The 22,808-nt window shown below is 43.2% G+C and carries 18 protein-coding genes and 1 pseudogene; 9 read left to right on the top strand and 10 right to left on the bottom strand.

The features are described 5' to 3' along the window. Positions 1-62 precede the first annotated feature (62 nt). A complete protein-coding gene (locus FD723_RS29800; protein ID WP_179068570.1) occupies positions 63-1,253 on the bottom strand; it encodes a pyridoxal phosphate-dependent aminotransferase in 1,191 nt (396 codons plus the stop codon). 634 nt (positions 1,254-1,887) lie between these two features. On the opposite strand from FD723_RS29800, the gene FD723_RS29795 reads away from it, so the two are divergent. After that, positions 1,888-2,406, top strand: coding sequence for a hypothetical protein (locus tag FD723_RS29795; protein ID WP_179068569.1), 519 nt, complete (start codon positions 1,888-1,890; stop codon positions 2,404-2,406). A 114-nt stretch (positions 2,407-2,520) separates the two neighbouring features. On the opposite strand, the gene FD723_RS29790 is transcribed toward FD723_RS29795, so the two are convergent. Together FD723_RS29790 and nrdJ are read right to left on the bottom strand one after the other, a co-directional pair. Continuing rightward, a complete protein-coding gene (locus tag FD723_RS29790; RefSeq protein ID WP_179068568.1) occupies positions 2,521-2,739 on the bottom strand; it encodes a hypothetical protein in 219 nt (72 codons plus the stop codon). A gap of 169 nt (positions 2,740-2,908) precedes the next feature. After that, positions 2,909-5,542 (bottom strand): annotated as a pseudogene (gene nrdJ / locus FD723_RS44230) (ribonucleoside-triphosphate reductase, adenosylcobalamin-dependent). A gap of 460 nt (positions 5,543-6,002) precedes the next feature. Here nrdJ and FD723_RS29775 point away from each other — a divergent pair. Next, positions 6,003-6,479, top strand: coding sequence for a hypothetical protein (locus tag FD723_RS29775; RefSeq protein ID WP_179068567.1), 477 nt, complete (start codon positions 6,003-6,005; stop codon positions 6,477-6,479). A gap of 32 nt (positions 6,480-6,511) precedes the next feature. Here the strand turns inward: FD723_RS29775 and FD723_RS29770 are convergent, their stop codons facing one another. Continuing rightward, on the bottom strand, positions 6,512-6,826 hold the full coding sequence (locus tag FD723_RS29770; RefSeq protein ID WP_179068566.1) for a hypothetical protein: 315 nt from the start codon (positions 6,824-6,826) through the stop codon (positions 6,512-6,514). Positions 6,827-7,191: 365 nt separating this feature from the next. Here FD723_RS29770 and FD723_RS29765 point away from each other — a divergent pair, with 365 nt between their 5' ends. Beyond that, complete coding sequence (locus FD723_RS29765; protein WP_179068565.1) at positions 7,192-8,274, top strand: class I fructose-bisphosphate aldolase; 1,083 nt, start codon at positions 7,192-7,194, stop codon at positions 8,272-8,274. Positions 8,275-8,496: 222 nt separating this feature from the next. Here FD723_RS29765 and FD723_RS29760 read toward each other — a convergent pair whose 3' ends face one another. Both FD723_RS29760 and FD723_RS29755 read right to left on the bottom strand, forming a co-directional pair. Continuing rightward, entirely contained in the window at positions 8,497-9,957 is a 1,461-nt protein-coding gene (locus tag FD723_RS29760; protein WP_179068564.1) for an inorganic phosphate transporter, read from the bottom strand. Between the two features lie 362 nt (positions 9,958-10,319). After that, positions 10,320-10,988 (bottom strand): ribonuclease, encoded by a 669-nt coding sequence (locus FD723_RS29755; RefSeq protein ID WP_179068563.1) that lies wholly within the window; start codon positions 10,986-10,988, stop codon positions 10,320-10,322. Between the two features lie 172 nt (positions 10,989-11,160). Here FD723_RS29755 and FD723_RS29750 point away from each other — a divergent pair, with 172 nt between their 5' ends. From FD723_RS29750 to FD723_RS29730, 5 genes are all read left to right on the top strand, one after another. After that, a complete protein-coding gene (locus tag FD723_RS29750) occupies positions 11,161-12,327 on the top strand; it encodes a pyridoxal phosphate-dependent aminotransferase (RefSeq protein WP_179068562.1) in 1,167 nt (388 codons plus the stop codon). Between the two features lie 255 nt (positions 12,328-12,582). After that, positions 12,583-13,770 (top strand): tetratricopeptide repeat protein, encoded by a 1,188-nt coding sequence (locus tag FD723_RS29745; protein WP_179068561.1) that lies wholly within the window; start codon positions 12,583-12,585, stop codon positions 13,768-13,770. A gap of 50 nt (positions 13,771-13,820) precedes the next feature. Further along, the gene (locus FD723_RS29740) at positions 13,821-14,267 is read left to right on the top strand and encodes a DUF3592 domain-containing protein (protein ID WP_179068560.1); all 447 of its coding nucleotides are present in this window, start codon (positions 13,821-13,823) and stop codon (positions 14,265-14,267) included. Positions 14,268-14,310: 43 nt separating this feature from the next. Beyond that, positions 14,311-14,775, top strand: coding sequence for a GAF domain-containing protein (locus tag FD723_RS29735; protein ID WP_179068559.1), 465 nt, complete (start codon positions 14,311-14,313; stop codon positions 14,773-14,775). Between the two features lie 126 nt (positions 14,776-14,901). Continuing rightward, positions 14,902-16,179: a ribulose bisphosphate carboxylase small subunit gene (locus FD723_RS29730; RefSeq protein ID WP_179068558.1), complete on the top strand. Its 1,278-nt coding sequence runs from the start codon at positions 14,902-14,904 to the stop codon at positions 16,177-16,179. A 189-nt stretch (positions 16,180-16,368) separates the two neighbouring features. Here FD723_RS29730 and ilvB read toward each other — a convergent pair whose 3' ends face one another. The 3 genes from ilvB to FD723_RS29715 form a co-directional block, all read right to left on the bottom strand. Beyond that, positions 16,369-18,258: a biosynthetic-type acetolactate synthase large subunit gene (gene ilvB, locus FD723_RS29725; RefSeq protein ID WP_179068557.1), complete on the bottom strand. Its 1,890-nt coding sequence runs from the start codon at positions 18,256-18,258 to the stop codon at positions 16,369-16,371. A gap of 143 nt (positions 18,259-18,401) precedes the next feature. Further along, the gene (locus FD723_RS29720) at positions 18,402-19,679 is read right to left on the bottom strand and encodes an MFS transporter (protein WP_179068556.1); all 1,278 of its coding nucleotides are present in this window, start codon (positions 19,677-19,679) and stop codon (positions 18,402-18,404) included. 104 nt (positions 19,680-19,783) lie between these two features. Continuing rightward, entirely contained in the window at positions 19,784-20,377 is a 594-nt protein-coding gene (locus FD723_RS29715) for a hypothetical protein (RefSeq protein WP_179068555.1), read from the bottom strand. Positions 20,378-20,915: 538 nt separating this feature from the next. Between FD723_RS29715 and FD723_RS29710 the strand changes: the two genes are divergently transcribed. Continuing rightward, entirely contained in the window at positions 20,916-22,031 is a 1,116-nt protein-coding gene (locus FD723_RS29710) for a ferrochelatase (RefSeq protein WP_179068554.1), read from the top strand. 409 nt (positions 22,032-22,440) lie between these two features. Here FD723_RS29710 and FD723_RS42250 read toward each other — a convergent pair whose 3' ends face one another. Beyond that, the gene (locus tag FD723_RS42250; protein ID WP_218651765.1) at positions 22,441-22,635 is read right to left on the bottom strand and encodes a hypothetical protein; all 195 of its coding nucleotides are present in this window, start codon (positions 22,633-22,635) and stop codon (positions 22,441-22,443) included. Positions 22,636-22,808: the final 173 nt, after the last annotated feature.

The raw sequence follows: 22,808 nt of genomic DNA, 5'->3' as shown, positions 1-22,808 counted from the left end.
TTTGTAATTGCGGACAAGATATGCTATCACAGCCTTGAAGAAGGCAGAAATATGGATGACTTCTAACTCCTAACTATAGTTTCCAAACCTTGCACTAATCTTTCTATACCTGCTTTTGCCGTCTCTTTTTGCAGCGCCCCATAAGCAACGCGTAGGTAGCATCCGTCATCTATGCCAAAGGTTGTACCTGGAATAACTGCTACTTTATGTTCCTGGATTAGTCTTTTAACTAACTCAAAAGCATCCATTTGGGTATGAACTTTGAGGAAAAAATAGAAAGCGCCATCGGCGGGGATAATGCTACACAAGCCTTGTAGGCGATTAAGGGAGTCTAATACTAGTTGGCGTACTTGAGCGATGCCTACGGCGGGCTGCGCCAACGCTCCTATATGACTCTGCAAATACTCCTCTTTTGCCTGCAATGCTCCTAAAGCTGCATATTGAGAAATGACTGGCGGACAAATCAAAATTGTATCCTGGACTTTTTTAACAGCGACAAGCAAGTGTTTGGGAATCACCATATACCCAATGCGCCAACTAGCAAAACCGTATGCTTTGGAAAGGCTATAGAGAGAAATGGTGTACTCGCTATTATTACCAAATGAGCCAGGTGAAATGTGTTTTATTCCGTTATAGGTAAAGTATTCATAAGCTTCATCGCTGATGTGGTAAATATTATGATCGCCACAAATTTGATTTACTTGGCGTAATGCTGCTTCTGAATAGACAACTCCAGTCGGGTTATTTGGTGAAATCGTCACCACAGCCCGTGTTTTGGGAGTAATTGCTTGAGCGATCGCATCTGGGCGCAATTGGTAATTTTCATCCGTCGCCACTAACACCGGATGACAACCAGCCATTGCGATCGCCATTTCATGGTTGAAATAGTAGGGTGTATTCAAAATAATTTCATCGCCTGGGCTAGTAATAGCAAGAATGGCATTCATAAATCCCATATTGCTCCCTGCTGTCACAACGATGCAGTTTTCATCGTTGATTTCAATGCCGTTGAAGTCTTGCAATTTTTCTGCAAGCGCTGTTAGCAATGGGGGAATTCCCTCAACTGATTTGTATAAATTATTGGTTGGTTCGGCTAAGAATTTGGCTAAAAATTCTATGGCTTCCGGTGGTGGGTTGTAAGAAACGACACCTTGTCCTAGAGAGATTGTTCCCGGAGAATTTTTAATCAGTTCCCCAACCACAGGAATAATCGGTGACTGTACCGCTTGCATACGAGAGGTTAGGGATTCCATATTTCCTTGCTCATGTACCTGACTTTAGTATCTCTTAAATAGTGGAACAACCGACTAGTAATGCTGCGCGGAAGTCAAAAGTTAAAAGTTAAAAGGCTTATAGAATAAACTTTTCATTGATTTCAAATGCTTGTGCTATTTCCAAGGAAAAAGACTTGATATCACAAAAAATCAATCACCTTTTCGGATTGAAGAGATTTAGGGGTAGTTTGTAACTTCCCTCCTGCCTTCTCCCAAGGGGAGACGCTAAAAGCAATCTGCCTCTTGCCTCTTAGTCCCCACGAAAAGACTTTTTCAGCAAACCCTACGTAGTTACTTAGATTTAGGTAATAATGCGCTAGTATTTTCCCTGATCTATATGATAAGATTCTACAATAAGCTACGCGAATATACTCTTTTGGCAGGTGGAAAATAAATTCTTACCTTCTGCCCTTTAACATCTGCTCTTGTTTGATAAAGGTTCTATCCGTGATACGGAGTCGCTGATATCGTTTCTCTGTGAAGTTGTATATATTTACCCCCCGGCTATGCTGTTCCCCTTAGTAAGGCGGGACTATATGGGGGTTTTATTGTATACATCTTCACCCAGGATTGGTATGAGTCAAGAACAATACAAAACCAAAGGAGTAAGAGAATGCGTCTGAGAAAGCTAGTCAGCTATGGAATTTTTGTGCTGATGCTTGTCATTGGCATCAGTTTCACGGGAATTGCCCGTGCTTTTGACTATCCACCGCCACCTGGACAGGTTGCGATCGCCCAAGAGACGAGCGATCTCATGCTCAACACGTTGTTCGCGGCGCTGACGCAGGAGTTTAACGAAACCACGCCGGCAAATGTGGAGCAAGGTAAGCACTCCATCTCGCTGATATTTAACGATAAGAACAAGGATATGCGATTAGTCGGCACCGTTGGGCCGCTTCGGGAAAGCGATCGCCCTAACGACAGCTTTGAGCGTCAAGCAAACGCGCTAGCAATGGCAAGCCAGCCGCAGCCATATGTGTCCGTCCAGCGTGTAGATAATAAATGGTACTATCGACGCTCAATCCCCCTCAGCAACTTCAGGGCGGAATGTGCGCTCTGCCACGTGAATTTCCCTGCTGGCCCCACGTCAGATCCGGTGGGTGCCCTCATGCTCAGAGTGCCAATCAACTAGTTAAGTCACTTCCAAAAAGTAAAATAATTATTGTAGAAAGTAGGGTTCAGTGCTGCCCTTGGCAGCACTGACTCCCTGTTTTTGAGTAAATTCAACTATGTATGATTGGAGTTTTTAGTCAATGGAAATCTGCTGAGGGCCATTGGCTTTACCATTATGGGCATCAGTTGTGGTGCGGGTGTAACTATTTGAGCGGATCTGTTTATCTAGCCAGCCTTTAACGGGATCGTCTGCGAGATTGAGCCGAAGCACACCAGAGAAGAACCCACCCACAAATGAGACTGGATGCTGAGTAAATTCCCTGAATATAGGTGACAATTCATCAATGAACATTAAGAGACTCCTGGCAGTGCCGTAAAAAATTATTACTTCTTAATTGATCGTAACGTGTTTGGGCATGGGGCATTGAAAAGAGGCAGAGGAGCAGGGTGCGGGGGGCAGAGGGGAAAAACTTTCTGCAACTTCTCCCCTGCTCCCTGCCCCCTTGCTTCTTCCCCAGTCCCTAGTCCCCAGTCATTGGTTGCTGATCGGGAAACATACACTTATCAGAATCACAACCACTGGGGCCAGCCTCTGACATTTCGCCTAAATCGTAGCGGCTTAAGACTGCACAGAAGTCATCTGTTTTGCGCCGTGCTTTCACCTCTTGAGTTAGGCGATCGTAGGTGGATTTGTCTATTGGTTCAAACGGCAAACGCGGGAATGATTGCAGATCGTCAAAACGGGCTAAAAGAGCCGCTGAAATATATCCCTCATCATTCTGGATGGTTTCGTAGATGCGCTGTCCCAAAGGCTCGACTTCATCAGAGCGAAGTTCCAAAGTCGCTGATGTGTTGTGAGTCACATACCAACGTTGAACTTGAAGGACAAAATCAAATTGGGCTAAGGCTGAAAACTTAGAAATATCAATTTCATCAGCCCCAGATAGATCAGCCCAAGTTACAGAAACAGGTATTTCTACTAGCCACTCAGTCACCCGTGGATCAAAAGGATCGTTGAGCAAATTGCCCTGTTCATCTTTGTCTGATTGAGAGGGAATGACGTTGTAACCATAGTCAATACAAGCTAAGGCTACTGGATCATTTTTGCCGAAGGTGATGCGGCGAATGAATCTTTGTGCCTTAGGGGGATGCCAGCCGGAACTGGCATTAGTTAATAAAGCTTTAGTACCACTGGGTTGCACTGTGGTACAGCGATTTGGACGCTTGAGATTGTGGCGATCGCAATAATCCCAGACCACCCGATGTACAATGTCTCTCCAAGAACTGAGGTATTTCTCTTCCTCGCGCTTAAAAGCTAATCCTTGTGGAGTTGCAGGCCTTCCTGCTTCCCACCAGCGCAGCCAATCAACACCAAAAGCATGGACAAAGAAATCAAATAAACCTGTGAAAGAAACTCCCACAATCGGGTCTAATTCACGGCTGTATTGATAGCGTGGTTCCAGGAATTTGTGATTTAAAAGTGCTGCTACAGATAGCGCTCCAGCAGTGAAAGCCTCCTCCTGTTCTTTGTAGTTACGTGGATCGATTTGATTGAGGTGAACCTCTGACAAATTGCAGTGAAAGTTACTACCGATGATTTCCAAATTTGTTACCCTAGAGGCTTTTTATCCTCTAGTTCTACTGCTTGATTATTCGCAGTAGTTCCGCGTACATTTTGCATATATGACCTCAAATAATAGAGGAATTTCTTTTTGCTAGATGGTTTATCTGCAACTAGAAACTATTTATCACATACGCCCCCGCACTCTTGGAGAAATTATATTCTAGATACCGATTTTTAGGGTAATCTAGTTTCACTCTCTACGCTGTACGGTGTCAAAGGCTTTTTAATTCCTTTGATTACCACGGGATTAGCATCTCAGCTTTCCCCGTTTTTGCGAGGTTTTTAACGTGAGGCAAAATCAATTACCACACGGATTTAAAGCATAACGAGCTAAACGATGTTCTAACTCATTAGCATCAAGATTTGGATAACGTTCTCTTAACCACTGTTTTGCTGTTCCTTGTTCATAAGCTTCCAAAAAATTAACTTTCAAAGCCTGTGTTGGCAGCAAATCAATGTTCGATCGCGCTACGGCTTCACCAGCCCATTGAATCGCTCCTTCGCCGCTGTAATATTGTTTGCGGACAGCACCGACACATTCTTCTAAGGTTGGCTTGCGGTGAAAAACTCTCGTATGGTTTGCCATCCTTAGAGCATCACGCTCTGGATCGATTCGCCAGTTGCCATTTTCATCTTGCTGCCATAAGTTATCTTTGGCGGTGGCTGCTAGGTGATCGCCAGAATCGAACTGACGCATCCCCGCGCTTCTTCGGATATTTCCTGCAACAATTGTTACAGCACCTTGATCGATTAACAGACAGCATTCAACTGAATTTAATTGTCGTCCTACAGCTTTATTCAAGATGGAAGCACAACGCTGATAAAGTCCGGGCAATTTTACAGGATTTGCAACGCCTCCAAAGCCGTTGAGAGTTTCTCCTGCTTTGCGGACATCGCTGATATCAACTAATACTTCAACTTCTGCTGAAAATTGTTCATCAGTGGAGAGTTCTAATAGAGCTTGATATGATTCAACCCAACCTTCACGGCTATCTCCAACGTGAATAGTGACGTTATTGCCTTCTATATGAGTTTCAGTATATTCACGCCGCTTTTGGACAGGAGTGCTGCCAATTTCACCTTTTACAGTGACATTCAGTTGATTACGGATGGGGGGCAACTGGTTAATAAATTGTGGTTCTAGGACGGCTCCAGTACCACAACCCATCATTGCCAGATCCATCATTAACCCGAAGGCACTCCAGTCTTGGAGATTGGTAGAGGTGCAATTATATGCCCCGGAAAAATTCTTTGGCTTGGTTATCCAGTCTGTACCACCAACCCATAGCCAGCGCCCACTGGGCATAGCCTTCAAATTGCGCTGCATCTTATCCAATGTGGCAGCTTCTTCTGGAGTTAGCTTTCCTAACTCGACTAAGCCTTGTAGAGTGCGATCGCATACATCATCCCATGTTTCCCTTAGTCCCGCCTTTGTACGGCGGCTATAGGTTCTAAAAAATACGGGATTTGCAGCCGGTGCCGTTTCTGGAAACCTTGCACTCTGGCGTGTTCTTTCGAGATTCTGAACCATATACGTTCTTGTTGCTTGCGGACAGATTATGACTATACGCCAAGTAGTTTCAGTATTAAAGATTGTCAAATTGTCCACTTTACGCTAGCTATCAGTTAGAGAAATTGCAACAAATTTTTATGATGTATAATGCTTGGCTTTCTAAGTAGAATATCTGAATTAAGTTGTAATTAGCACATGCTAGACGTGACGCTGCAATAAAAAATTATCATATTACACCTAATGTGAATTAGGAAAAAAGGCGGGAGGTAAGGATTCAGGTGTAGCCCTTTCAAGGTGTGTTATTTTGAAGCTTTTTCTGGTTTAGAATCTTAGCAGTTGAGACATGGGGCTTGTTCTTGAAGTAAGTTAGTTTTAGTTGAGCAATCTTTGGAGCTCGCGGATGACGGCGAAAATTTCTCAATTTGACAAGACCTGCCAGATGTTTGAGAGTTTGTGATCATTCTGTGAAGGTCATGTTTTGAAAAACACACCACTCATCAGGGGGAATGGCAATCATCATCTCTCTGTAAGCCCCATGACGATTAGGTTGCTTCAAGCAGACCTTGACGCGGCGGTGCTACAACTCACCCGTTGTCACCCATTCTTAGTACAACTACTCTGTGCAGAAATTATTGTCCTTAAGAATGAACAAGACCCCTCTATCCGGCGATTGGCAACTTTAGCTGATGTGGAAGCCGCGATACCAAAAGCTTTGAAAAGTGGTGTTTTCTTCTTTGCTGACATTCAAAACAACCAAGTAGACGCGACTGGACAAGCTATTCTAGGTTTTATCGCTGTTCAAGGGGAAGGGGCTATAGTTAGCCGCCAAACTCTATTGCAACAGTTTCCTTATGCTGATATTACTTTCAAATTGCTGTTGCAACGTGAGTTAATTGAGGAAGTTGACGACGGCTATAGCTTCCAGGTGGAGTTGATTCGCCGCTGGTTTGTTTGAATCATGTCCGGCAAGTTAACTGATGACAAATACTACTTATGCTGGCGTAATTGATCTACTATATATTCTTCCAGTTCTTGTTTTTCTCTATTACTAGCATTTCGTTGATAAGTTCTTCCGGTTTCTTGAATAAACCTACGTTTCTCACTGGGAGAAGATTTTAGTTTACCTCCAGTTGCTTGTAGCTTTTGCTGTAATTCTTCCCAAGTCTTTTCACCCACACTTTCACCTAGTTTGACCAGTGCCTTTGGTAGTAAATTTTTTGCCTCTCTTTGAAAATCCTCTTCTGTCTCAAGAGAAGCTAAATCTATATTGCTGAAGTCGATATCGATTTGAAAGTTACTCATAGAATTACATTTATTTTGTTCACAATTATTACCACAATTGGGGGAAGATGGGTTTTCAATTTTCAGGTATGAGCCAAAGATAGTAGAATTATACTGTTTGATATTGGTAACTGAACTTGAAAACCTCAATTCCGAAAGTTGATTGAATACTTCTGGTAGTATAGCCCTGCTTAATCATTTACAACAAGATTCCTGACTTATTAAAATAAGTGGGAAATCTCAGCCTTTTGGTTTTCATTTATAACAGAAGATTGCTATATATTCAAAAAGAATAGACATAATTAATGACCGTACAACCAGGTTAGCAGTATTAAAAATGCTATCTTAAAAGCAAGGTCATTTGCTCAATTTTTGAGGAAAACGCTATGACTACAACGCTCAAAGAGCCTAATTCTATTGAGTCACTGCTAGGTAAAGAGGCTGAAGACCTGCTTACCCACAAAGCAAAAGTTTCTCGTGATTTAATACATTTGCCGGGGCCAGACTTTGTAGATCGAATCTGGCTCAACAGCGATCGCAATCCTCAAGTATTGCGTAATCTCCAGTTACTTTATTCTACTGGTCGTTTGGCAAACACAGGTTATCTCTCGATTCTACCGGTAGATCAAGGGATTGAACACTCAGCCGGTGCGTCTTTTGCGCCCAATCCGATTTACTTCGATCCAGAAAATATTATCAAGCTAGCGATCGCCGCAGATTGCAATGCTGTTGCTACCACTTTGGGGACATTAGGTATAGTTTCGCGCAAATACGCTCACAAAATTCCCTTTATTGCCAAAATCAATCACAACGAATTGCTGACTTTCCCCAATCAATTTGACCAGGTATTGTTTGCTGATGTCGAACAAGCTTGGAATTTAGGGGCGGCGGCAGTAGGTGCGACAATTTACTTTGGTTCAGAGCATTCTACCAGGCAAATTCATGAAATTAGCCAAGCTTTTAAACGCGCCCATGAACTCGGTTTGGTGACTATTTTGTGGTGTTATCTGCGGAATAACGCCTTTAAACAAGATAAAGATTACCACCTTGCATCTGACCTCACCGGACAGGCGAATCATTTGGGTGTAACAATTGAAGCCGATATCATCAAACAAAAGTTACCCGAAAATAACAATGGTTATGGTGCTGTTGCCAAAGCCAGTGGTAAGAGTTACGGCAAAACTGATGAGCGTGTTTACACAGAACTGACAAGCGATCACCCAATTGATTTAACTCGTTACCAAGTACTGAATTGCTACTCTGGGCGTGTAGGGTTGATTAATTCTGGTGGCGCGACTGGTAAAAATGATTTCGCCGAAGCAGTTCGGACTGCTGTAATTAACAAACGTGCTGGTGGTTCAGGATTAATTTCTGGGCGAAAAACCTTCCAACGTCCCTTTGAGGAAGGTGTGAAGCTATTTCATACCATTCAGGATGTTTATTTATCGCCAGATGTGACGATCGCTTAGGGAGTGGGCAGTAGTCAAAAGGCAAAAGATTCTTCTTACTTTTGCCTTTTTACTTTTCAATGCCACATTATCCCAATACTGTTCGGTTAAGCATTTTTAACTTGAAATTGGGTTTGGGGTAAAGGTTAAAGGTTTTTCTTTTCCCTTTTCCCCCGCCCCTTATCCCCAGAGGGGGCCCCACCTTCCCTTTTTCCCCTTAACCGAAAGGTATTGCCCATTATCCTACTTCAAACCCAGAATATTTAAGACTATATACAAGCCCCCCGCGTATGTAGCAGAACCAAGCAGTACGCAAACTGGCAGTGTCAGTACCCAGGCTAGCAGCAGATTTCTCAGGGTGTCCATTTGCAAACCAGAGTGATTAGCCGCCATTGTACCGGCTATACCAGATGACAGCACGTGAGTGGTGCTGACTGGCAGACCGAAGTAATCCGCAGCACCAATGGTTGTCATAGCTACTAACTCGGCGGAAGCTCCTTGAGCGTAGGTAAGGTGGTCTTTGCCAATCTTTTCACCTACTGTCACTACGATGCGCTTCCAACCAATCATTGTGCCAAGACCCAATGCAATGGCGACGGCAAATTTTACCCAATTGGGAATGAATTTAGTTACTTTATCCAACTGGTTCTTATAGCTAGAAAGTAACGCTTCTTGTTTGGGATCGGTTAATTTTTTCTGCTTGTCCAATTTTCCAATTGTTCCAGCTACTAGATACATATCAGTTCTTAATGAGCTAAGTTCATCCTTGGAAAGCTGCTTGAAACTCGTCTTCCCAGAAAGCTTGTCTCCAATTATCCGACTCTCGGCAGCAAGAGCGGCGAAAGTTTTGTCGTTGGCTTCGGCGGTTGGTTTGAGGAAGTTGGAAAGCTCATCTTTAATGTTTTGGCTATTTAATGATGTTCCAGGTACTTGTTGCTGCATCACTGCAATTACAGAGTTCGATGTAGCGGACAACTGAGCGATCGCTCCTGCATTAGTATCTATATTCAGTGCAAACATACCTGGTAAAATGCCCACTAAGATGAGCATGATCAAACCCATACCTTTTTGACCATCATTTGAACCGTGAGCGAAGCTCACACCAGTACATGTCAAGATTAACAAAGCACGTATCCAAGGTGGTGGTGCTTTACCCTCATCTGGCGCACGGTACAACTCTGGTCGTTTGATCAGTATCTTCGCCAGGATTAACAGCAGTGCAGCACAGGTGAATCCAACAACTGGCGAAACCAATAGAGATGTAAAAACTTCCTGCGCCTTTGCCCAATTCACGCCCTCGCCAAAGACATGACCCGAAGTTAACATCGAATTTGCTAAACCAACACCCATAATTGAGCCAATCAATGTGTGTGAACTGGATGCAGGTAAGCCCAAGTACCAAGTTCCCAAGTTCCACATAATCGCCGAAATTAAAAGTGCAAAGACCATTGCAAACCCTGCACTTGAGCCAACATTAAGTACCAACTCAACGGGAAGCAGGGCGATAATGCCAAAAGCAACGGCTCCAGTTGATGTCAGCACACCAATTAGGTTCCAACAGCCTGACCAAACAACGGCGATATTTGGCTTCAGAGTGTGAGTATAAATGACCGTAGCAACTGCATTTGCAGTATCATGAAAACCGTTGACAAACTCGAAGCCGAGTGCAAGACTCAGCGCCAAAGCTAGAAATAAGTATTCCATTTAGCACTCCTAGTAAAAGACAAGAATGCAGCCTGACAAAAATAATTTGTGTTTCAAAAACTATTAAAACTGGGAAAGAAACTGGAATTATTGCAATTCAGCGAGCTATACAAAAATTTATGGTTATCAATACAACCTTTTTCTGAACAGATTCTCTGATTGCATCTACATATCTCGAAATAAAAATGGGTTCTAATTACAATTGAAGACTAGAATAGATAGGTTAAGAAATAAATAAGAAACAGTAAATAATAAATTAAGGAGCTTCAAATCACAGTTGTAGGCAGTGGGGAGATGAGGAGGTAGGGGAGCAGGGTCGTCCCCCGCACCCCGCCCCTCTGCCTCATGTCCAATGCCCATTTTTATCGAACGTTTCTCAATAAGAAATCTGGCTGACCACAACTTGTTTTTGAGCGCTTCAAAATTTCCGCGCTACAAATACCAGGTTCGCCATTTTTGGAATAACAAAAGAAGACTTCTTGTAAAAATCTTCCTGAACCAGAACAAAAAGGTGCTACACCATCAGCAGTAATTTGATTATTCGCACTCACAAATGAATTTTTAAAATTTGTAATTGTGGTACGCACGGGTTTATTAGGGCGATTGTAAGCTGCGGGAATAGCGATCGCATCTTTTAATTTTTTACTCAATCCCAAGTATTCCGCAGGAGTTTTCCCAGAACAAGTACCATGTTTTTCCCATTCATGATCGTAAAGCTTATTACTAGGATACAAATTGGGAAACTGCCGTTTTACTTCCGGCGGTAATTTTTGCGTGGAACAATTAGCTGGGTAGCCAGTTTGGTACTGCGGCCACAAACCATGTAGTACAAAACCAAGTTTCCTTCCAGAACCACACTGCTGCGGGTCACGTGTGCCATTTGTTGCACAATAATCTGGCGACCAAGAAAGTGTCAGTACATAAAAGTCAAATTTTCCCGGAGTACCGCGATTTTGAGCAATGGCAGCATTCGGTATAAAAAGACTAGTAATTAATAGAGAAGATGCAATGAAAAGTTTCTTAACCTGCATATAAACACTGATTTTATTCTAAAATTAAGTTTATACAAGATACATGGTTAAGAGTCAAGAATTCTTTCCCACTCCCCGATCCCCAGTCTCCAACAAATTCAGAAAAAGCAAATCTTGGTATGGATTCTGGGATATCCTTAGATCAGTGAAAGATTTGCCAAAAATAGTAAGAATGAAGCTGGCAGCAAGAGTAAGTCAGGTAACACCTTCATTAACCTTAGCGATCGCAGCCAAGGCTAAGGCACTGAAGGCAGAGGGAATAGATGTTTGTAGTTTTAGCGCTGGAGAACCAGATTTTGATACCCCAGCGCATATTAAAGCCGCAGCAGTCAAAGCTTTGGAAGAAGGCAAAACCAAATATGGTGCAGCAGCCGGAGAACCAAAGTTAAGGGAAGCGATCGCCCATAAGCTTAAAATTGATAACGGTCTTGATTACAAGTCTGAGAATGTCATCGTCACCAATGGCGGTAAGCATTCTCTGTACAACTTGATCGTGGCGCTAATCGATCCAGGTGATGAGGTAATTATCCCTGCACCTTACTGGCTAAGTTATCCCGAAATGGTGACTTTGGTCGGTGGGGTTTCGGTAATTGTGCCCACAGATGCAACGACGGGTTATAAAATTACTCCCGAACAACTTCGTAAAGCAATCACGCCGAAAACAAAGCTATTTATCCTCAACTCCCCATCTAATCCCACAGGGATGGTTTACACGCCAGATGAAATCAAAGCACTGGCGAAGGTAGTAGTTGATGCAGATATCTTTGTTGTCTCTGATGAGATATACGAAAAGATTCTCTACGACGGTGCAGAACATATCAGCATCGGTTCTCTTGGGAAGGAAATTTTTGACCGCACTTTGATTAGTAATGGCTTTGCGAAAGCTTATTCTATGACTGGGTGGAGACTTGGTTATTTAGCGGGGCCTGTGGAAATCATTAAAGCAGCCAGTACCATCCAAGGGCATAGTACATCTAACGTGTGTACCTTTGCCCAATATGGTGCGATCGCAGCGCTACAAAGTTCTCAAGATTGTGTCGAAGAAATGCGCCAAGCCTTCGCCAAACGCCGCCAGGTAATGCTAGACAGACTCAACGCCATTCCCGGTTTGAGTACCGCAAAACCAGACGGCGCGTTTTATCTGTTCCCAGATATCAGCAAAACCGGTCTAAAATCCCTAGAATTTTGTGACGCTTTGTTGGAAGAACATCAAGTTGCAGTCATTCCCGGAATTGCCTTTGGCGCTGATGACAACATTCGCCTTTCCTACGCCACAGATTTGGCGACGATTGAAAAGGGGATAGATAGGTTAGAGAAATTTGTCAAATCGCGTATTTAGTTAGTTTTTATTTGTGAGGATAATTTAGCAACTCTCCAACTTTTTCACTCCACCTTTTTGATTTAGCAATAACAATGCCCTCTTAACATGAGGGCATTTTTGTAGTTATTAGACTACTCACGAGATTCGAGATAATATAAGATTGCTTCTCTGCATGAGCAACCAATATACGCAGATTTACAGAAAGCAGCTAACCTATTTCAAAAACAAGGGAATATCCCCCACTCTCCACTCCCCACTCCCAATTTTTAAATTATGAGTTTGAGTCTGTGCATGATTGTGAAAAACGAAGCAGCAACACTACCTAAATGCCTGAACAGTGTCAGAAAAGTAGTGGATGAAATGGTAGTGTTGGATACAGGCTCAATCGATCGCACTCCCTATATTGCTCAACAACTCGGCGCAAAAGTGCATCATTTTAAATGGTGTAATGACTTCAGTGCTGCCCGCAATGCCGCTCTACAATATGTCAGTGGTGATTGGATTTTAGTATTAGATGCTGATGAAACTCTAACATCAGGAATTGTACCGCAGTTGCAAGAGGCGATCGCTAGCGATGAATATCTGCTAATCAACCTCGTCCGCCAAGAAGTTGGTGCAGAACAATCCCCCTATTCTCTAGTTTCTAGACTATTCCGCAATCATCCAGATATTCGTTTTGACCGTCCTTACCATGCCTTAGTGGATGATAGTGTGTCAGCAATTTTAACCAAAGAACCCCATTGGCAAGTAGGTTATTTACCAGGCGTGGCACTTTTACACACAGGATATCAAAAAAATGCGATCGCTCAAAATAACAAATATGCCAAAGCCGCTACGGCAATGGAAGGGTTTCTCGCGACTCATCCTGATGACCCTTATGTTTGCAGTAAATTAGGGGCATTGTATGTAGAAACTGGGAAAATTACCCAAGGTATGGAGTTACTTCGGCGAGGCATCACTGTTGCTGAAGAAAACTACGATATTTTATATGAACTCCACTATCATTTAGGCATTGCTTACAGTCGGTTACAAAAATTTCCACAGGCTATTTCTCATTATCAAGCTGCCATCAAATTGCCAATTTACCCCATGCTTAAGTTAGGAGCATACAACAACTTGGGTAACTTACTCAAAGCAGCAGGAGATTTAAACGGTGCAAAAACTGCTTACGCCACAACTTTGAAAATTGACCCGACTTTTGTTGTTGGGCATTATAATCTGGCGATGACATTTAAAGCTTTGGGTTTATTTATAGATGCGATCACCTGTTATCAAAATGCAATCGCGTTAAATCCCAACTATGCCGAAGCCTACCAAAATTTAGGAGTAGTATTGCTGAAAGTGGGCAATCATCAAGATAGTTTAACAGCTTTTAGAAAAGCGATCGCTCTTCATGAAAGGTCTAATCCTGAAGAAGCGAAGAGGCTACGCCAAGGGTTACAGGAGATGGAATTGATGTAGATATGAATGAGCATTGCAGAGAATTACTATACTCAAATTTTTAATATTTTATGAATCAAGATACAAAGTTATTTCGTATATTTGGTTCAATATTTGGTGGTGTTGGCAGCATACTTACCATCACAGGTATAATTATTGGACTAAATACTCGTTCCTTTGTTACCTCGGCAATACCAGCACAAGGGACAGTAATGGATTTGGTGAAAAGTTCATCAACTGATAAGAAGGGTCGTACTTCTTATGTCTACTATCCAGTGGTGAAATTTACCGCTCGTTCTGGTGAAACAACGATTTTTAAAGCAAGAACAGCCACCAACCCACCAGAATATATTAAAGGTCAACAGGTAGAAATATTATACAATCCTCAAAAGCCAGATTCGGCCATAATCAACTCTTGGCTAAGTTTATGGTTTTTACCCATTATGTTGACCGGCTTAGGATCAATTTTTGCCTTGGTTGGAGGAATTGTACTAGTCAAATCGTTTTTGCGTTTTTAATCAAACTTAATTTATTTTTGAATTTTGAATTGTTAATACCACTATGACTTCAGATACCAAAGCAATTTTTTATGCCCTGGCAGACCCAGCCATCGACTGGAACCGCCTGCTGACCGAAATCCTGGCTGCTTTCGACTGTTCTACAGGTACTATCCATACCCTAGATCAAGATAGCCAGTTGTTGCACCTAAAGGCTTACCAGGGCATTCCAGAATTCCTATTGCCTAAAATGACGGTAATTCCCATTGGCAAAGGAATGGCTGGTGTCGCTGCCGAACGTAAGCGACCTGTGCAGATTTGCAACTTGCAAACCGATGAATCGGGTGTGGCCAGACCCTCGGCAAAGGAAACCAAGGTAGAAGGTTCTATCACCGTACCGCTAATGCTGAATGGCCAATTGCATGGTACTTTGGGCATTGCCAAGCCAGTTCCCTACGAATTTACTCCAGAAGAGGAAGAGATACTGATGGAGATTGGAGATGCCATTAGCCGAAAAATCGTCAGTTAATAGGAATAGCTAAAAGGATGCCGGCGCAAAGCTAAACTTTGTTCTATGTGAAAGAAAAGCGATCGCTATCCCCCAAAAAAACTTAACATTAACCTTAGAAGTGTTAATTCTTCATAACATAAGCTCATGGGTTACTACATCGCTCCTCGCTTTTTGGACAAACTTGCTGTCCACATCACTAAAAACTTTTTGAAGCTTCCTGGCGTGCGAGTACCCTTGATATTGGGAATTCATGGACGCAAAGGTGAGGGCAAAACATTTCAATGTGAGTTAGTCTTTGAAAAAATGGGTATTGAGGTGACTCTAATATCTGGCGGCGAATTAGAAAGTCCAGATGCAGGAGATCCAGCGCGGTTGATTCGGCTGCGCTATCGCGAAACAGCAGAACTCATTAAAGTACGCGGCAAAATGTGTGTACTGATGATTAACGATTTAGATGCTGGCGCTGGACGCTTTGATGAAGGCACTCAATATACTGTAAATACCCAGTTGGTAAATGCCACACTGATGAATATTGCTGATAATCCTACAGATGTGCAGTTGCCAGGAAGCTATGATTCCACGCCTTTAAATCGTGTGCCGATTATCGTCACAGGTAATGATTTTTCTACCCTCTATGCACCGTTAATTCGGGATGGACGGATGGATAAATTTTACTGGGAACCAGATAGAGATGACAAGGTGGGAATTGTCAAGGGGATTTTTGAACCCGATGGATTGTCACCACGGGAAGTTGAACAGCTAGTTGATACTTTTATCAATCAGTCCATTGACTTTTTTAGCGCTTTGCGATCGCGCATTTATGACGAACAAATCCGCAACTATATCCATAAAGTTGGTTTTGAGCAGGTATCTCTGAGTGTGGTTAACAGTGCTGAAGGGCCACCAGAATTTAAAAAGCCCAATTTCACCTTGTCTCACTTAATCGAGTCTGGTAACTTGATGGTTGGCGAACACAAACGGGTAGAAAATTCCCAATTGGTTGATGAGTACAACCGACTAAATCGAGGCAGAAATTATTATCAATCTGCACCACCTGCTGCTGTCACACCAACTAGTAAGCCATCAAATGGCGCAACTCCAGAAGTAAAAACTAATGGATTCCAGCAAAAACAACAAGCATCAAGTCCACATTTGACCCTAGAGACACAAGAACAGATTCGGCAATTATTATCTCAGGGTTACAAAATTAGTATTGAACACGTAGATGAGCGCCGTTTTCGCACAGGTTCTTGGCAAAGTTGTGTTAACAGCCACATTGATGCTGAGTCTGATGCAATCTCAAATTTGGAATCAACTCTCACAGAATATAGCGGTGAGTATGTACGTTTAGTAGGTATCGATCCAAAAGCCAAGCGGCGGGTAGTGGAGACGATTATTCAGCGTCCAAATGGGAAAAATTAATCAAGAGTGCTGAGTCAACTTCAGTTGAAAAATAGCCTAGTACAAGCTTTTAGATATTATCTCGTTCCCAGTCTCCGACTGGGAATGTTTGTCGTTGAGACTCCGCCTCTCGAACTCGCGGCAGAGCCTCCAGGAGCAGCGTTTCCAGCCTCAGGCTGGAAACGAGGTTCTAAAGCAGAGAACACAGTGTTACAACTTTGTCCCACACTCAGCACAGAAATTGTGAGTAGGAGCATTTTTAGCATTGCAGTGACTACAATAAACTGGCTCTGATGCAGCTTTCGGCGCTTGCTTCTGCAAGCCGACCATTTGAGCGTTGCTCTTGCCAGGGGCTACCATTGGATAGCAGTTTTCGTCTCTGGTGACGTGGGCATTTAAGATCACTGGGCCTTTGTGTGCTAACATTTCGGCGATCGCATCTTTTAATTCACTGCGATCGCTAATTACCATCCCTTTAATCCCGTAGGCTTTTGCCAATAACTCTACATCTGGCATCCCTACTTCCATGTTGGAGCATGAGTAACGCTCACCATAGAAGGCTTGTTGCCACTGGCGTACCATCCCTTGCCAACCGTTATTGATAATTATTGTCTTGACATTTATCCCATACTGTGCAAGGGTTCCTAGTTCCTGTAAACACATTTGGAAACTAGCATCACCACTGATACAGATGACTTCTTCATCAGGAAATGCCACTTTCGCACCCATCGCCGCAGGTAAGCCAAAACCCATCGTTCCCAAACCAGCACTAGAAATCCAGCGCCTTGGGCCATTCTTCAAGAATTGTGCTGCCCACATTTGATGTTGTCCCACATCTGTGGTGTAGAAAGCGTGGGGCGCTTGGTTGCTGACTTCTACAATCACTTCTTGGGGTGAAATGCTGTCGGGATGGTGCGGCACGATGAGAGGATATTCTTCGCGCCAACGATTAACTAGATTCAGCCACTCTTGGTTTTGATTCGGTGTGGTCTTGACGCCTGCTTCTTTGCATCGACGCAACAAGTCTACTAAAACGTTCTTGACATCGCCGACGATGGGGACTTCGGGAATGCGGTTTTTGCCGACTTCTGCCGGATCGATATCAATGTGAATTACTTTGGCGCGGGAGGCGAATTCATCTAACTTGCCTGTAACGCGATCGTCAAATCTAGCGCCGACGCAAATCAGCAAGTCACAATCACTAACGGCGAAGTTAGCGTAAGCGGTTCCGTGCATCCCCAACATTCCCAAAGCGAGGGGATGATGTTCGTCAAATGCACCGATCCCCATTAAGGTTGTGGTGACTGGGATATCGAATAATTCAGCTAGTTGTTTGATTTCTTCATGGGCACCAGCTGCGATCGCACCACCACCGACATACAATAGCGGCCGGCGACTTTCGGTAATCAACTGGATGGCGGCATTAATTTGCCGGGGATTTCCCTTGACAGTGGGACGATAACCGCGTAATTTGGCTGAACCTGGTTTTACAGGTACATAGTCAAATTCTTCTAAGGCCACATCTTTGGGGACATCAATCAAAACTGGCCCTGGACGCCCAGTACTAGCGATGTGGAAGGCTTCGGCGACAATTCGCGCCATGTCTTTGGGGTCACGCACTACATAAGAGTGTTTGACGATCGGTAGGGTAATTCCGTAAATATCGGTTTCTTGAAACGCATCTGTACCAATCGACGGACGTGCTACCTGTCCCGTGACTACAATCATCGGGATTGAATCCATGTAGGCGGTGGCGATGCCTGTCACCAAGTTAGTTGCTCCTGGCCCAGAAGTACCAAAGCAGACTCCGACTTTCCCTGTGGCACGGGCGTAACCATCAGCAGCGTGGGCTGCACCTTGTTCGTGTCTCACGAGAATGTGCTTAATAGCACCAGTTGCTTCTACCTTATACAGGTCGTCATAAATTGGTAAAATTGCTCCACCGGGATAACCAAAAATATAATCAACGCCGTGGCGATGAAGGCTGTCAAGCAGAGCAAAACCGCCAGATGCACGTTTGGGCACGATTGGCGGGCTAGAATTACGCGACTGTTTGTGATTCTCGGTTTGTGGGAGACTAATTTGGGAAAGCGATGGCACGGTCAAACCTCAGACTATAGCTAAAGTTAATGCTGAATTCTGTAGTTAAGATTTCATTTTAATGGAAAACTTCAATTAAATTCCGATAATTTCATATATATCTAATATCTAAATATTAAAGCTAGATTATTAGCCTACATTAATTAAATTACGTCTTGCAAGACATTGCGGGTATTTTTCCAAGCCCAAATACCAACAAATGCAACCACAAGACTCATGCCGATCAGGACAATTCGCAAACCAAACTCTTGATTTAACCAGCCTGTAATTGCCAGTGGTGCGGAAAGAGCTATATTAACGGCATGATTTTGAAAGCCAAAAACCTTACCATGCATAATTGGTGGAGTCTGCTGCTGAATGAGAGTTTGCATTGGTACACCAATTAGAGAACCACTCACACCCAGTAAAATACAAAATCCGAGTGCTAATACTTGACTGTTGGTGAAGGAAACCACGCCCAAAATGAGTGCCATACCCAAAAAGCCGATTAAAGGTAAAGGTTTGTGATGCGTTTTTTCGCCCCAATGACCCAAAATGCCAGCACCTATAACCATACCAATTCCCACTGCGGCGATAAAGCGTCCAGATTGTTTTCCTTGTAAACCAAACTTTTCTGCTAAGGGAAGGGCAAGTACCATCAAGGCGGCAAAGACGCAGTATAAAACTGTAGTTTGCAGCATTGCATTTAACACCAAACGGTTTTTCTTGAGGTAGCGTAAGCCTTCTTTAAAGTCTGCCCAAAGGTCGATGCGATCGCCTAGAATTTCGCTCGATGATTTTTTTTCTCGAAAGTGAATCGGCAGCATAACTACAGCCGACAACAAGTATAGTAGCGCCACCACTAATTCTGGCCCATAGTTTTTAGCTATCCCAGTTTCAGCCAAACTCAGCAGTGGATCTCCTAACAAAAAACCGACAATCAAAGCACCCATCATTGTGCTAGTAAACAGCGCATTAGCTGCAATTAGACCCTCTCGCTTCACCAGTAAAGGAATCGCCGCTTGTTCAGCTGGGGCAAAAAATTGGGTAACGGTGGAAACCCCAAAAGTGATGAGCAGAAGTATATGAAAATCCCTTGGTAAAAAGGCAAGTCCAATGACAAATAGCCCGCGTAAAATATCAGAGCCGATCATAATCAGCTTTTTCGGTAGGCGATCAACAAATACACCCCCAGCTGAACCAAATAAAATTGCTGGTATGGTAAACGCCACCATCAAAATAGGGTACATCGATTCTTTTGCTACTCCCGCAGGAGGAAAGTAGCTACTATTTTTGTCTACTACCAGATCAACCAGCATCAAAAAGAAGACCTTATCTGCTAACTGAGACACCAGTTGTCCAATCCACAGGAACATAAAACCACGGTTTTTTAGCAGTGCGCCAAACCCGTTATTAACAGCAGCCGGTTCAGTTGGAAACATTTAGATACTTTCTTTGGGTAGATGGGGAGTCGGGGAACTAATGACTAATGAGCAATGACTAATGACTAATGACTAACTCCTGTTTAATTACTCCATTGTCCGGATTAATTTACTTCATAGCGCTTTAACAGCATAAGCAAAAATTCCGCTGCTGTCAGACGACCTTTGGGTGGAATAATCTCAACGGAAGAATCTACCCAACAGCCTTGTACAGTTTGGGGAGATTTCCAAATCGATAAATGATCGACTGCGGGATCTGCATAAAAGTTATTTTGCCCACTACCTAGCAAAGAGGAACTCCAATGAGTGAAATAATCATGACTCATCCGATGAATAGGGAAATTCCCCTGTAGTGGTACTCCCCATCCATCTATAGCAATAAACGCTTTGACACGGCCACCTAAGAGTTGCCATAAATGCGCTGCCCCTATTGCCCCAACGACGCCAGCACTAAAGCTAATGAATATGATTGGTGATTTTAATGAGCCAGTCAAGCGATCGCGCAAAAACTGCAAAATGTGCAATGCTGATAAAACCGAAACATCTTTACCAGGATAAATCAGTATATTTGCGTAATTGGGTGCGTTAGCGTAGCTCACCGCAGGTATCGCGCTCTGAGAAACTAAATCTAACAATCCGACTCTAAAGCTTTCAGTTAACTCTGGCTCATGAATTCCAGGGCAAATAATTATACTCATCCGTAACACTACCTTTGATTTTTTGACTCTTGAGATATACAGAGTTTCTTCAAAAATCAAGCAATATCTTGATGTTGGGAATTGTTGAAGACTTAAATCTTGATAGACGCATTTGGCAAGAAGCTGCACCAAATTAATTTCACTGAATAACCCAGCTTTTCGGTATTTTAACCGCTTTGGCTATTCCAGCGATATCGTAGATGGCGGATTGGTTCAATTTTGCATACCTACCCAATACCCCACTGAAGTTTTGTACGTCAGGACTTACGCAAAATATCTCTCAAACTCTTACTCCTCCGTGTCACGCGAGTTGCTACAAGTTGGGGAACCTGCCCAACGCACTGGCTTCTCTGTGTCTCTGTGGTTAGATTTTTCGTTATTTGTGCGTAAGTTTTGTATGTCTTTTGATGTATTATTAGGATTTTGACACCTATCCTATCCCCCCGGATGGGATAATCAAGTTACTAGTAGGGAAAATGTCTAAACTATTCCCTAGCTCTAAATCTCTCTGCACTCTGGTTATATTGAGGAACTCATTGTGGTTGCCACGCCGGAAAAAGTACAACACACTCACGAGCATCTATCAGGTAAAGACCGTGTAGCCGTATTGCTCATGGGCTACGGCGAAGTCGAAAGCTACGAAGATTTCGCCAACTATAACGAACAGGCTTTAAATCTACTGACAGCAAAATTTGCACCAGTACCAACCTGGATTTATCCCCCCCTAGCAAAGCTTTTGGCGCTATTTGACCGCCATGAGTGGGGACATACACACCACGATTTTATCTCCCCACACAACGCCATCTTTGAACAGCAGCGAGCTGGCATTGAAAAGAATTTACAAGAAAAATGGGGTGATAAGGTTCAAGTTTTCAAAGCTTTTAACTTCTGTGCCCCTTTCCTACCCAATCAAGTCCTGGCAGAAATCAAAAACCAAGGCTTCGACAAGCTGCTAATTTACCCACTGCTAGTTGTTGATTCTATCTTTACTAGTGGGATTGCGATCGAGCAAGTTAACAATGCTCTCGTTGAGTTGACTGATGGTGATGAACACTGGGTTAAAGCACAGCGCTACATTCCTTCTTTCTTCAACGAACCAGCTTACATCGATTTGATGGCTCATCTGGTTGAGGAGAAAATTGCTGAATTAGCAGGCGCTTATCTCCCTTCTCAAATCGGCATTGTGCTAATGAATCACGGCTGTCCCCATAAAGCTAAAGGCTTTACTTCTGGGATTGCCGAAAGTGAAGCAATGTACGATTTAGTTCGGGATAAGTTGATTAACCGTTATCCCTTAATCTCAGTGGGTTGGCTAAATCATGACACACCTTTAATTGATTGGACACAGCCAAATGCAGAGCAAGCGGCAAATAACCTGATTCAATTGGGTGCGAAAGTAGTGATATTTATGCCAATTGGCTTTGCGACAGAAAACCACGAAACTCTATTGGATGTGCATCACATCATCCATGCTTTGGAAAAACAGCATCCTGGTACAAACTACGTGCAAATGGCTTGCGTCAACGACCATCCAGAATTTTTGGCGATGGTGGCGCAATGGGCTGATGCTCATATTGCAGAGTTGTTGTCAGAGCAACCTTTGGCAGTTAATCCTCAATTAGCTGGGCATCATCATCATCACCACCATCATTAAGCTTTATCGGATGGTCAAGGCTTTGCCCATCTGACATTTCTGGTGTATTTATTTGAAATCTCCCACGCCTTGAAGCGTGGGATTTTTTATTGAACCTGTGTTTTCTCTTATGCTCCAATACTGTTCAGTTAAGGATAATTAATCGAATGGCACTAAGAAAAGCCTAAAGGCTTGTGTCGTCTTGTTCCCAGCCTGGAGGCTGGGAATGTATTTAAAAGAGGCTCTGCCTCTTGTCAAGCTACTGGAGGCGGAGCCTCCCAGAATGGGTTCCCAGCCTAGAGGCTGGGAACCAGTCAGTCTTTGAAGACGCGATAAATCGCGTGTCTATATGAGGATTTTGGGCTGATCTGAACTGTATTGTCTTATGCCCCACAGTACTGACGTATAATTATTTTTTTTATCTACTGTTTTAAGTAAAATTTCGCTCAAGCTCAGTATTCTCACTCAGGATATTTGGAATTTGTAAAGTTATTGTGTGACTAATGATATTAGCTGTACTACGTGTCAAGAGATTGCAAGCCAGGAAATCAGATGAGCGTCCACAAGCTCCTAATGATATTTCTGTGTAAAGATGCGCCAAACTCTCAGCAATAACTTGAATCACGAGTCATCTGCCAATCCCAAAATGCAGGTGTAAACCAACACAAAAACAAAGAGAGTCGGAAACGCGCCAGAAGTTTGCTGCATCACAGTGTATCCAAAAGAATTTGTTAGTGAAATATTTGCCTAAAAATACTTAGGCGAAAAAGTAGGCGTGCTTTTATTCAAGAGCATCCA

This window comes from Nostoc sp. C052 (assembly GCF_013393905.1).
In the GTDB taxonomy this organism is placed as follows: domain Bacteria; phylum Cyanobacteriota; class Cyanobacteriia; order Cyanobacteriales; family Nostocaceae; genus Nostoc.
The sequence above is the reverse complement of the archived record's forward strand: the minus strand, read 5'-3'. Positions and strand labels throughout refer to the sequence as shown.

Coding starts and splice junctions, on each gene's coding strand:
- FD723_RS29735 (WP_179068559.1), top strand. CDS start 14,311: ATGACTTCAGATACCAAAGCAATTTTTTATGCCCTGGCAGACCCAGCC.
- FD723_RS29790 (WP_179068568.1), bottom strand. CDS start 2,739: ATGTTCATTGATGAATTGTCACCTATATTCAGGGAATTTACTCAGCAT.
- FD723_RS29715 (WP_179068555.1), bottom strand. CDS start 20,377: ATGAGTATAATTATTTGCCCTGGAATTCATGAGCCAGAGTTAACTGAA.
- FD723_RS29720 (WP_179068556.1), bottom strand. CDS start 19,679: ATGTTTCCAACTGAACCGGCTGCTGTTAATAACGGGTTTGGCGCACTG.
- FD723_RS29795 (WP_179068569.1), top strand. CDS start 1,888: ATGCGTCTGAGAAAGCTAGTCAGCTATGGAATTTTTGTGCTGATGCTT.
- FD723_RS29750 (WP_179068562.1), top strand. CDS start 11,161: ATGAAGCTGGCAGCAAGAGTAAGTCAGGTAACACCTTCATTAACCTTA.
- FD723_RS29765 (WP_179068565.1), top strand. CDS start 7,192: ATGACTACAACGCTCAAAGAGCCTAATTCTATTGAGTCACTGCTAGGT.
- FD723_RS29730 (WP_179068558.1), top strand. CDS start 14,902: ATGGGTTACTACATCGCTCCTCGCTTTTTGGACAAACTTGCTGTCCAC.
- FD723_RS29755 (WP_179068563.1), bottom strand. CDS start 10,988: ATGCAGGTTAAGAAACTTTTCATTGCATCTTCTCTATTAATTACTAGT.
- FD723_RS29745 (WP_179068561.1), top strand. CDS start 12,583: ATGAGTTTGAGTCTGTGCATGATTGTGAAAAACGAAGCAGCAACACTA.
- FD723_RS29770 (WP_179068566.1), bottom strand. CDS start 6,826: ATGAGTAACTTTCAAATCGATATCGACTTCAGCAATATAGATTTAGCT.
- FD723_RS29760 (WP_179068564.1), bottom strand. CDS start 9,957: ATGGAATACTTATTTCTAGCTTTGGCGCTGAGTCTTGCACTCGGCTTC.
- FD723_RS29740 (WP_179068560.1), top strand. CDS start 13,821: ATGAATCAAGATACAAAGTTATTTCGTATATTTGGTTCAATATTTGGT.
- FD723_RS29800 (WP_179068570.1), bottom strand. CDS start 1,253: ATGGAATCCCTAACCTCTCGTATGCAAGCGGTACAGTCACCGATTATT.